This window comes from Nostoc sp. CHAB 5715 (assembly GCF_020829685.1).
Lineage (GTDB): Bacteria > Cyanobacteriota > Cyanobacteriia > Cyanobacteriales > Nostocaceae > Nostoc.
In genome coordinates this window covers 1-10,949 of the sequence record NZ_JAIVFR010000116.1, presented here as the reverse complement: position 1 = coordinate 10,949, position 10,949 = coordinate 1, and the positions used below count along the sequence as shown (strand labels likewise).

Annotated in this window: 10 protein-coding genes and 2 pseudogenes; 3 read left to right on the top strand and 9 right to left on the bottom strand. The window is 43.2% G+C overall.

Annotated elements, in window-relative coordinates; all coding sequences use genetic code 11:
* From LC574_RS08920 to LC574_RS08900, 5 genes and pseudogenes are all read right to left on the bottom strand, one after another.
* Nucleotides 1-778, bottom strand: a pseudogene (locus LC574_RS08920) (CHAT domain-containing protein); the annotation flags it as partial.
* A gap of 874 nt (nucleotides 779-1,652) precedes the next feature.
* Nucleotides 1,653-1,916: a hypothetical protein gene (locus LC574_RS08915; RefSeq protein ID WP_229453007.1), complete on the bottom strand. Its 264-nt coding sequence runs from the start codon at nucleotides 1,914-1,916 to the stop codon at nucleotides 1,653-1,655.
* A 173-nt stretch (nucleotides 1,917-2,089) separates the two neighbouring features.
* Nucleotides 2,090-3,181 (bottom strand): ABC transporter ATP-binding protein, encoded by a 1,092-nt coding sequence (locus LC574_RS08910; protein ID WP_229453005.1) that lies wholly within the window; start codon nucleotides 3,179-3,181, stop codon nucleotides 2,090-2,092.
* An 8-nt stretch (nucleotides 3,182-3,189) separates the two neighbouring features.
* Nucleotides 3,190-4,074 carry a carbohydrate ABC transporter permease gene (locus tag LC574_RS08905; protein WP_229452997.1) on the bottom strand — a complete coding sequence of 295 codons (885 nt, stop codon included), beginning with the start codon at nucleotides 4,072-4,074 and terminating at the stop codon, nucleotides 3,190-3,192.
* A 3-nt stretch (nucleotides 4,075-4,077) separates the two neighbouring features.
* A complete protein-coding gene (locus tag LC574_RS08900; RefSeq protein WP_229452995.1) occupies nucleotides 4,078-4,989 on the bottom strand; it encodes a carbohydrate ABC transporter permease in 912 nt (303 codons plus the stop codon).
* 76 nt (nucleotides 4,990-5,065) lie between these two features.
* Here LC574_RS08900 and LC574_RS08895 point away from each other — a divergent pair, with 76 nt between their 5' ends.
* The gene (locus tag LC574_RS08895; RefSeq protein WP_229452993.1) at nucleotides 5,066-5,350 is read left to right on the top strand and encodes a hypothetical protein; all 285 of its coding nucleotides are present in this window, start codon (nucleotides 5,066-5,068) and stop codon (nucleotides 5,348-5,350) included.
* Here LC574_RS08895 and LC574_RS08890 read toward each other — a convergent pair.
* The 4 genes and pseudogenes from LC574_RS08890 to LC574_RS08875 form a co-directional block, all read right to left on the bottom strand.
* Nucleotides 5,340-6,662: an ABC transporter substrate-binding protein gene (locus LC574_RS08890; RefSeq protein WP_229452992.1), complete on the bottom strand. Its 1,323-nt coding sequence runs from the start codon at nucleotides 6,660-6,662 to the stop codon at nucleotides 5,340-5,342. The two genes, LC574_RS08895 and LC574_RS08890, sit on opposite strands and share 11 nt — an antisense overlap.
* Nucleotides 6,663-6,879: 217 nt before the next feature.
* A pseudogene (locus tag LC574_RS08885) lies at nucleotides 6,880-7,155 on the bottom strand (hypothetical protein); the annotation flags it as partial.
* A gap of 317 nt (nucleotides 7,156-7,472) precedes the next feature.
* The gene (locus LC574_RS08880; protein WP_229452990.1) at nucleotides 7,473-7,706 is read right to left on the bottom strand and encodes a hypothetical protein; all 234 of its coding nucleotides are present in this window, start codon (nucleotides 7,704-7,706) and stop codon (nucleotides 7,473-7,475) included.
* Nucleotides 7,707-7,728: 22 nt separating this feature from the next.
* Nucleotides 7,729-8,349 carry a hypothetical protein gene (locus LC574_RS08875; protein WP_229452989.1) on the bottom strand — a complete coding sequence of 207 codons (621 nt, stop codon included), beginning with the start codon at nucleotides 8,347-8,349 and terminating at the stop codon, nucleotides 7,729-7,731.
* Nucleotides 8,350-9,276: 927 nt separating this feature from the next.
* On the opposite strand from LC574_RS08875, the gene LC574_RS08870 reads away from it, so the two are divergent.
* Nucleotides 9,277-10,137, top strand: a complete 861-nt coding sequence (locus LC574_RS08870) for a phycobilisome linker polypeptide (protein ID WP_229452987.1) — start codon at nucleotides 9,277-9,279, stop codon at nucleotides 10,135-10,137.
* A gap of 40 nt (nucleotides 10,138-10,177) precedes the next feature.
* Nucleotides 10,178-10,927 (top strand): phycobilisome rod-core linker polypeptide, encoded by a 750-nt coding sequence (locus LC574_RS08865; RefSeq protein WP_229452986.1) that lies wholly within the window; start codon nucleotides 10,178-10,180, stop codon nucleotides 10,925-10,927.
* Nucleotides 10,928-10,949: the final 22 nt, after the last annotated feature.

Genomic DNA, 10,949 nt, shown 5'->3' with positions numbered 1-10,949 from the left:
CTTTGGCTCCTCTTAATGTCCGCAGTCTTTCTATTAAACGTGTTCCTGTCACTGGGTCTACTTTATTATCTGCTTTCGCCCAGTAGAGGACTGTTTCGCCCCGATCTATGACTTTACCATGACTGACAAAGTGCAGCATCGTGTATTGTTTTGTTGTGTCGGTTAGATGGTGACACAGTTCGTCTAAAGTCGGTAAGCCAATAGCACCTTCTACTGTTGCTAGGACATCAGATGGTATTACCCCTAAAGATTGGCGTACACTTTCTACTGCGGCTTCGACGTTGAAAGAGTCTAAGCTAAACCGCTCAATTTCTGAAGGACTGGCTACCAGTATCAAGGCGCGTAAGTCTCTTCTGCCAATTGGGGGAAAACGTCGGTCTGTAATTGTTGGTATATATAGTGAAAATGGTGTTCGTTGCTCTAGGCTTAATAAATGCCATCCGTCATCAATGTTACCGCAGAGCCTTTCCCAACGTAAGGTTCTCAGTTCTTTATCTTCGGCTTCGATAAATAGCAACACCCGCAATGTTTCTTGAGAGTTCCGCAACGCACTAACAAAAGCATCTCTGATTTCTTCACGAAACAGTGCTTTTCCTAGAAATATACCATAGTCTTTCGGCTGACCTAGTAAGCTAGTCAGTCGCTGAAAATCTTCCAGTGACAGTTGGAGAATTCCTTCTGAGCGCGATGATAGAAGTTCACCAGGTCGGCTATGTTCGACTACAATTGGCCAGTTATTTCCTGATTTACGCTGGATGTTAATCTCAAAGGTGTTCATAGTCTGTTGTTGACTCAATTAGCAGCGCCCTATTTTTTACCGGATTGATGAAACGCGATGTCTACGACGGGCTATGACGCTCGATAGCACAGCGTTAGTAGCACATCGAGCGACTCGCTACCGCTTCTCTACGAGACGCTATGCGAAGCAAGATTCCCATAGGGGTAAGCTATCGGCGTGGCAGATCAAACTTAGTTTTTTGAAAATACTTTAGTTTCCGAGTTAGTGTGATATCACGTCCGGCCAATTAAGCATAATACCCGGAACCCCACCCCGCCAAAGCTGCGCTTTAGCTCCCCTCCCCGCCTGCGGGGAGGGGTTGAGGGTGGGGTTCTTTTATTAGGGGTAATTTGGCGGACATGATATGAGACAATTTATCAGTATGCAACCAAAAGTTAATAGAGTGATCAAAGTTAAATTTACGGCTAATCAATAGTCATTTAACTTTGCAACTTTATCTTCTAGCTTAAGTATTTATAAGAAGAATTCAGAACTCAGGAGTCAGAAAACAGGTATGAATTCTGTACGAGTGGGTAATGAATATTGGTTAAAACCTTGCCCGAGGTTAAGCGAAACTAGTATTAAATATTCAACAATAATTAAAACTCTATCCCTTTATGGGTAGAGTATTCTGAATTCTGAATTCTGTATTCTGACTCCTTTTTATTACCGTACTATTTGCTAAATGTTAACTAGAAACAATTGTGGTATACATCAGGTAATATACTGAATATGTGTTTTTTTAATAAACTTTTTTCGTTAATTAAGGGAGATTTTGAAGTGAATTTGAGCTTGAATTAAAGCGATCGCGTTCAGCATCTCGTAGAGAATAAAAATTGGAAGTAGTAATCGCTTATAATGCAATATGCTTGGGTTAAGCCAGAAAAATAAATTTGTGTAGGTTGGGGAGCCACTGCGTTGGGCGGGTTTCCCGACTTGAAGCAAGTGGCGTTTGAGCCACTGCGTTGGGCGGGTTTCCCGACTTGAAGCAAGTGGCGTTTGAGCCACTGCGTTGGGCGGGTTTCCCGACTTGAAGCAAGTGGCGTTTGAGCCACTGCGTTGGGCGGGTTTCCCGACTTGAAGCAAGTGGCGTTTGAGGAACGAAACCCAACATTTTCGGGCCTTTGTTGGGTTTCACTTCCCTACAGGACGTTGTGTTTCGACTTCGCTCAACATAAATTCGCGTTCGTTCAACCCAAGCGTATTGGTTTATAATATAAAATTTCAAAATGAAATCAAGAAGTTAAATTTTAAGAGGATTAGGGGGCGATCGCAACCATGTAAATTTAGTCATTTAGTTAATGACAGACTTCAATACAACATTTGTCTTTTAACAAGAGCATGGCCAGATTGAACATCAAACCAATGAATATCTTCAGAGGGCAATGCTAGTGTAATATCTTCGCTACTCCAATTTTGGTCTGTTGGCAACAAAGCACGTACCGTAATCGCTCCGGTTTGTGAACCCTCAATCTTGACACTGACCAAATAGTGCATACCCAAGTTTTCTACTAAAAACACTCTCCCTTGGATAGTCTGGGTATCACCTGGTTGAGCAATGCGGACATCTTCTGGGCGGATGCCCAAAACAATCTGCGGTGGTACTGTTGGTATATCTGGGAGAAGCACTTGGAAGTTACCCACGATCGCGTATTGTCCCCTACAAGGTAAAGTCAGCAAATTCATTTGCGGACTACCAACAAATCCAGCCACAAATAGATTAGCTGGATGGTTATAAATGCACTCAGGTGGGTCAAGTTGCTGGACATAGCCATCGTTGAGCAATGCAACTTTTGTGGAGAGTGTCATCGCTTCGGTTTGGTCGTGGGTGACGTAGACAACTGGCACTTTTTGTGCTGCAAAAATTTGCTTGATATCGGCTCGAACTCTTTCGCGCAGTAATGCATCCAGGTTACTTAAGGGTTCATCCAGCAGGTACACATCGGCATTACGCACCAAAGCACGACCGACAGCAACCCTCTGCCGTTGACCTCCAGACATTTGGCCAGGCTTACGGTTCATTAACTCTGCTAATCCTAAAACTTCTGCCACTTCTGCCACTCGCTGTTTAATTTCTGTAGGTGGTACTTTTTTCAGCTTGAGTCCAGAAGCGAGGTTTTCGTACACCGTCATGTGGGGATAGAGTGCATAGCTTTGAAATACCATTGCAATGTTGCGATCGGCTGCTCGTTTGTAGGTGACATCCACCTCCCCAATCTTGATCTGACCGCGAGTAGGTTCTTCAAGGCCCGCAATCATTCTTAGGACGGTAGATTTGCCACAGCCAGAAGGGCCAAGTAAAGTGAGAAACTCATCGTTATCTACAGTTAAGCTAACGTCTTTAACAGGGACAACTTTAGGATTATAGGTTTTATTTAAGTTTTTGAGTTCGAGTTTAGCCATTTTTCTATTTATCCTTTGACAGCACCAGCAGTAAGACCTTGGACAATCCGGCGCTGGAAAAACAAAACTAATAAAATCAAAGGTAACGTCCCCACAACAGTTGCAGCAGCGATTGGCCCGTAGGGAATTTCATATATTGTCGCACCACCCAACTGAGCAGCAGCAACGGGAATTGTCTTCAACTCTTCACGGGTCATAAATGTGAGAGCGAAAATAAACTCGTTCCAAGCAAAAATAAAGGTGAGGATTCCAGTAGTCACTAAGGCGGGAAGGGTCATGGGTAGCACGATTTGCCATAGTAGTTGAAAAGTGTTGTAGCCATCGACCCTAGCGGAATCTTCCAAATCTTTTGGCAATTGTTGAAAAAAGCTTCTGAGTACCAAAATTGTTAGCGGCAAATTGATGGCAGTATATGGTATAACCAACGCCAGATAATTGTTGCCCAATCTAAGCGCCTGGATAATTTCTAACAGTCCTAAGAACAACAGAATTCCAGGAAATAAGGTAACAATTAAAACGCTGGCGAGGATAAATCGTTCACCCCAAGGGCGTAACCGTGCGAGGGCATAAGCCGCAGGTGCGCCGATCGCTAAAGATACAACTGTAGAAGTAACGGATACAAAGGCGCTGTTGAAGATGTAGCGCCAAAATGGGCGACGAGTAAATAACTCAGTGTAATGATTGAAGGTGAATCGTGTGGGGAAATAAACAGTAGGAACGGCGGCAATATCCTCATTCACTTTAAACGAGGTCAGCAATTGCCATAAGGCTGGCGCTAGGCTGAATATCACCACTAATACAACTATTATGGGCAGCAAGATTTTTTTCAGAGAAAACTTGGTTCCCCCTATTGGTTTTGGAGTCGTTGGAACTGCTTGTGGAGTTACACTCATGGGTTAAATGGCTCCTGATGTTTTGGCACGGTATTTGTTAAGCAAGAAACTAGCGATCGCTACCGCAGCAATCAATATTAAAAATGTCACTACTACAAGGGCTGCTCCATAACCAAAATCTAAGTAGCGCATCACCGTAGAATAAATATACAATGACACCACTTCCGTAGCGCCACCAGGGCCACCCCCAGTCATCACAGCAATCAAGTCGAAAATCCCGAAAGCTTGAGCAAACCGAAATAGCAGTGCAATTAAGATTTGCGGCAGCAGCAGTGGCAGGGTAATATTGCGGAAGCTTTGCCAAGCATTTGCCCCATCGACCGAGTAAGCTTCATAGAGGTCTTGTGATATCGACTGCAACCCAGCTAGCAACAGGATACTGATAAACGGCGTAGTTTTCCAAACATCAGCAAAAACCACTGCTATCATCGCCAGCGTTGGATCTCCTAACCAATTAATCCCAGTCTCAATCAGCCCCAACCGCCGCAGAATATCGTTTACAACCCCAAACTGGTCGTTAAAAATCCAAGCCCACGCCAGACCAATCAGAGAGGTAGGCAAAGCCCAAGGTATAATCGCGGTTGTACGCACTATGCCCCGTCCAAAAAACGCCTGGTTGAGAACTAGGGCAACCCCCAGTCCTAGCAATAGTTCTGAGATTACTGATGCTGTTGTAAACACCGTTGTCGCCCACAAACTCTGCCAGAAACGACCATCTCCCGCCATCCGCACATAATTTTCCAAACCAGAGAATACAGGTTGTAGTTCTGTTCCCAGATTTCTAGTAAATACGCTTAACCAAAATGCTCGTAAAATCGGGTAGGCAAATACAAACAACAGCAGCAGCAATGCGGGTGTTAGTAATATCCATGCTGTCTGTTGTTCTCGACTTCTGAGTGTATGTAAATTTGTCATTTGTCATTTGTCATTTGTCATTTGTCATTTGTCATTTGTCATTGGTCATTGGTCATAAGGCATTGAGAATTGGGCATTGGGGATTTTGAACCCTGTTAATGAGTCTTTGAGGTGGATTAATGAGTCTTTGAACTCCGTTAATGAGTCTTTGAGGTGGATTAATGAGTCTTTGAACTCCGTTAATGAGTCTTTGAGGTGGATTAATGAGCCTTTGAACTCCGTTAATGAGTCTTTGAACTCCGTTAATGAGTCTTTGAGGTGGATTAATGAGTCTTTGAACTCCGTTAATGAGTCTTTGAGGTGGATGAATGAGTATCCGAGGTGGATGAACAAGTCTTTAAGCCAATGCTTTAACTTCTAACTCCCCCTGCCCCTAGCAGTCGGCGTGTTTCAGCCGCCGCAGCTTGCATTGCCCGTTCCGAATTTATCCGACCAGATAACGCGGCGCTGAGATAACGCTGTAAAATATCTGATGTCTGAGCATATTGGGCGATCGGCGGACGTAAAACTGCATTGTCCACAACCTCCAATAATTGCGGATAGTGGGGGTATTTAGCAACAATCTCTGGGTCTGTAAATAAATCCCGGCGACTTGGCACATAGCCTGCACTGAAAATAAATCGGCGCTGTGCTTCCCGACTGGTAAAATATTGAATTGCTTTCCAAGCCTCTTCGGGATGTCTAGAGGTTTTAGAAATCCCTAAACCCCAGCCCCCAAGACTTCCCGCTCCCGTTTGCCCAGGAGCATGAACCATCGGTTTAATCGCAATTTTGCCTCGGATTGGCGAATTTTCTGCCTGAGCTAAAGGCCACGCATAGGGCCAACTGCGTAAAAATGCTACTTGACCACTTTGAAACAAACGTCGGGTGTCTTCTTCTTGGTAGGTCGTGACTCCAGGAGGAGAAATGCCTTCCCTGATAGTACTACGCAGAAACTCAATGGCTTGTAATGTTTCTGGTCGATCTAGTCCAACTTCGAGGGTGTCGGGATTAACCCAGAAGCCACCAAAGCCATCGAGAACTTCCGCAAACATCGCCACAAGTCCTTCATATTGGCGACCCTGCCAAACATAGCCCCAATTCACTTCCTTTTTCTTCTGCAAGACTTGGGAAATTCGGATCAAATCATCAAAGGTTTCTGGGGATTTCAATCCTGCTTGTTGAATTAAATCTTCCCGGTAGTAGAGCATTCCCACATCAGAACGCACTGGAATGCGGTAAAGTTTGTTTTGATAACGTCCCCCTTCTACATCCTGGGATGAAAATGCTCCTAATTCCTGTTTAGAAATGCGATCGTCTAGGGGTAGCAACCATCCAGCAGCAGCAAACTTGGATGTCCAGATAACATCCATATTGATCAGGTCATAAGGGGATTCACCTAAGATAAAAGATGAGGTATACAGGTCTTCGAGCAAATTTGTGGCATTCGGCCCTTCAACCAGGTTAATGCGAATACCTGGGTTCTCAGCCTCGAAGTCTCTAATTAAACCCTGCCTCCAAGGTTCGGCATCAGGGGCAGTCATTAACAGATTGAGGGTAACTGGTTGCTGTGAGAGTGCTACCCAACTGAACAATATGATGCTCAACAGAGTTGCCAGCAAAACCCCTATATGTAAATAACTTTGTTTTTGGATGAATTTTTGCAACTTGTTTATTGGCTTTCGGTACAACATGATAAATGTAGCGATCGCTAGTGGTAATTATCAAACAGAAGTCAGAATTCTTCTTCAATAATAAATAAAAACATAAATTACTTAAAAAAGATTGTTTTATATTATTTTTTATCAAAATTCTTGAGTAATGAACAAGCAAGTCAATAAACTTACAGCGCTTTTCAAGTAATTGAACTACACCACTCCCCACTCCCCACTCCCCACTCCCCGTCTCATCTGTGGCATCATGTACAACAAAAACCTCAGGTTGCATAATAGCATGGGCGCAGAATGCCAGATTTCGGGGTGTTTGTAGCGCATCCAAACCAACTTTTGACTTGAACCATTGGCGATCGCTATCAATTAAACTGATTAAGGCAATGGGAGTTCCACAAATATATGAGGCTAAACGGGTAAGGTCGTCAAAGGCAGCTTCCGAAGGAGTATCGAGGATTTTATACTCCAAAAGAGATTCGATTCGCTGTATTTCATTATCAGGTAATGGTGCTTTCATTTTTAAGTCTTATACCATTTTGGATTTTAGATTTTAGATTATTTATAGGGTTTACCTCCTACCTCCTGCCTCCTGAATTTGGTGACTCGCTCGGTCAATTCTGAAAGTGATTTCCAAGTCTGATGTGCTTGGGCAGCTTGTAACTTAGTACAGCTTTGCGTAAAATTGGCTTGGGATTATAATGCCCACAAAATATGCTTGTATTGTTGAATATTTAATACTAGTTTCGCTCACCAGGGGCGAGGTTTTAACCAATATTCATTACCCACTCGTACAGAATTCATACTGAATTCTGACTCCTGAGTTCTGAATTCTTCTTATAAATCTTTAACACCAGATTCTGTGTCACCTTCCCATTTAAGTTGAACACCAAAATCTAATTCCATAGATTCTGCACGAACTGGAGAATCTTGATTATCTGGTTTAGAAAAACCATAATTATCTGCTTCTTTTCGTGATAAAAACTCTCCTACCCCAGTAAAAAAGTTAAGTCCTATTTCTGTGAATGTCCCAGTTGGCGAATTTTTCTGGTTTACAAGTCGTTTGTGCATGGATGTATTTCAAAAAATCTGTTTAGGCTGCAACTAAATTATTTAGCTGTAATTCAGATTGTTGGAATACAAAATTTACAGCAGCGAATAATTTATCTAATTCTTGAATTGTGTAATAAGTGCTATTTCTGGTAAATATTTCATGTTCTAGTTTTCCCAGTTGCCATGTTATTCCATTAGAAACAATACCAAAAATAATTATTTTATATTCTCCATTTAATCTTTGAGCAGCAATCATTTCTGCTAAACATTGCGCCCAACCTGTTTCAAAGTTGTCTTGTTTAGCTTCCACTAAGATAAAGTATGGTTTGTCAAAGACGACTTTACCTAAGGGTGAACGTTTCGCCAAAATATATTCAGGAAATCCTGATAGTTTTTCATCATAATTTAAGGATTGATGACTCCATAAAATAAAATGTTGGCGATAGGTTTTCCAAACTTCTTTAAGAACTGGATAAATCAGATTTTCGCAGATAGCAAATTCTGAGTTATCAACAACAGCATCGCGCATCATCAGTTCTAAATCTTCGCGGAAGTAGTCGGAAATATTAAAGGGGATTTCGCTGATAAAAATTGCTTCCGTGAAGGTGACTTGAAATGCTTTGAGAACTTCACCGAGAGTTTTGTAGCTACTAAAAGCCATTTTGACATCCTCAAGATTGTGTGTGAGTTGTAGTGGTAGAATTCTTGGGTATATTATTTATTAAATAATTGATTAGTGCTTGAGTCCAATTATGTTTGTGGGATTGTAGCTGTTCTTGATTGCAAAGATAATGTAGAGTTTACTCCAAGAGTTGGCAGGCTACGCCTACGCTTAGGGACTTCTAAATAAAAAAATACTTAAAAAACTCTCTCCTCCTTATTCCTCTGTGTCTCTGTGGTAGTCTGCGGCAAGCCCTTCTCTACGAGAGGCTGCGCCAACGGGTTCGGGGGTGACGCTCGATGACTCGCTAATGCTGCGCTATCGCAAGACGCTCCTGCGTCGCTAACGCTGCGCTAACGACGGGAACCGGAGCCACTCCGGTCTTGGGGTCTCCCCAAGTGGAGGATGTGGCGTCCAAGACTGCGACCCCCTCACCGCTTTGCGTCTACGTTTATTTGGATAATTTATTTCTTGGAAGTCCCTTAATCTTTATACCCATCATTTATTTTTGCTCCATCAGTTCAGTACAAGAGTTAACATCGTACCTTCGCTGTTTCTGAATTTAAGCAAAATTACTAATTGACAAAAGTAATGTTATCTTAATCTCTCACGAATGCACCATGAGATAAGAATCGTTTGTGCAAACTGAGTGCAAAATTCTCTGATCTGTCTGATCTGATTTTATTATAATTTACAAATCTTGATGTTCATCGTTACGCGCTCATAAGAAAATGATCATAACAAAGCGTATAAAATGCCTAAAAAGCTTGAGCATTTAGGAAATAAAAACTTCCATGCTTATAGATGCTGGCAATTTGAGTTGCAACAAATTAATCCAGCGATTTGATTGGACTGGGTGAGCAATCTGAAATTTCTTTATAAATTGAAACAATTTTCTTAAACTTTCGTTAACAGGAGAAACAATTAATGCCATTTGGACCAGCTTCACGCTTGGGAGTAAGTCTATTTGATGAAACCCCTCCCGTTGAGTGGGTGCCAGGTCGCTCACAAGAAGAAGCAGAAACAATCATTCGGGCAGTCTATCGGCAAGTATTAGGCAATGCCTATGTGATGGAAAGTGAGCGGCTTGCTGTGCCCGAATCCCAGTTTAAGCGGGGTGAATTGAGCGTCCGCGAGTTTGTCAGAGCAGTGGCTAAATCTGAACTCTATCGTTCTGGCTTTTTCACCAGTTGTGCGCGCTACCGGGCGATCGAACTCAACTTCCGCCATTTGCTGGGTCGTCCACCGCTTGATTTAGAAGAAATGCGGGCACACAGCACCATTCTTGATAATCAAGGGTTTGAAGCTGAGATCGATTCTTATCTCGATAGTGATGAGTATCAATCTACCTTTGGGGAAAACTTTGTGCCTTACATCCGAGGCTACAAAACCGAAGCGCTTCAGAGCATGGTGCAATTTACTCACACCTTCTTGTTGGTGCGGGGTGCTTCTAGCAGCAGCCTGAAGGGTGACCTGTCGGGTAAGGCTCCCAAGCTAAATTCCTTAGTAATTCAAGGCACACCCACAGCAGTAATCTCACCTGCTAGTGCAGGAGCAACCTTCTCTACACCTCGGACTGGTGCGCGTACTCGTCTTGGAGTCGATGCTAGTGCTAGTGGTAAAGTTTACCGCATTGAAGTCACGGGTTATCGTGCCAAAACCTTCAATAATATTTCCAGGTTTCGCCGTTCCAACCAAGTCTTTCTGGTGCCATACGAAAAGCTCTCTCAAGAGTATCAGCGGATTCACCAGCAGGGCGGTGTGATAGCAAGTATCACTGCTGTATAAATTCAGGTGCAAACTTAAATATTGAGGAGCATAGATTTCAATGGCATCCCAGACAATTCTTGAACTTTGGCCCGCTAGTGGGTTAGAGGAAATTCAAACTATCATCCGTGCAGTTTACAAACAAGTTTTAGGCAACCCTCATGTCATGGAGAGCGAGCGGTTGCTGACAGCAGAATCACAATTGTGCGATCGCTCCATCACCGTGCGGGAATTTGTTCGCACCGTTGCCAAGTCTGATTTTTATCGTACCCGCTACTTCTCATCTTGCGCTCCCTACCGTTTTGTAGAACTTAACTTTCTGCACTTACTTGGTCGGGCACCCCAGGATCAACGAGAAGTTTCCGAGCATATTGTTCGTACTGTAGCCGAGGGCTACGATGCTGAAATTGATTCCTACATCGATAGCAGTGAATATCAAGCAGCCTTTGGCGAAAACGTAGTGCCTTACGATCGCGGTAGAAGCAGCGAAGCCAACTCCAAGCAAGTGGGCTACAACCGGATATTTGCTCTTGATCGCGGCCCTGCCCAAATTGACAGCTCAGTCAAAACTGCCCAATTGGTTTATGCAGTTGCCACCAACAGTGCCAATGCCATTAAAGCCTCTTCAGCAACTGTGATTGGTTCTGGCACCGAAAAACGGTTCAAAATCGTGGTGAGAGGTTCCAAATTCGACAGCCCCCGCCGCATCAGTACTACTGAGTACATTGTTCCAGCTAGTAAAATGACCCCACAAATTCAGCGGATTAATCGTACCTCTGGCAAAATCGTCAGCATTACTGAAATTGTGTAACGTTTAACAGGGTGAGCATTAC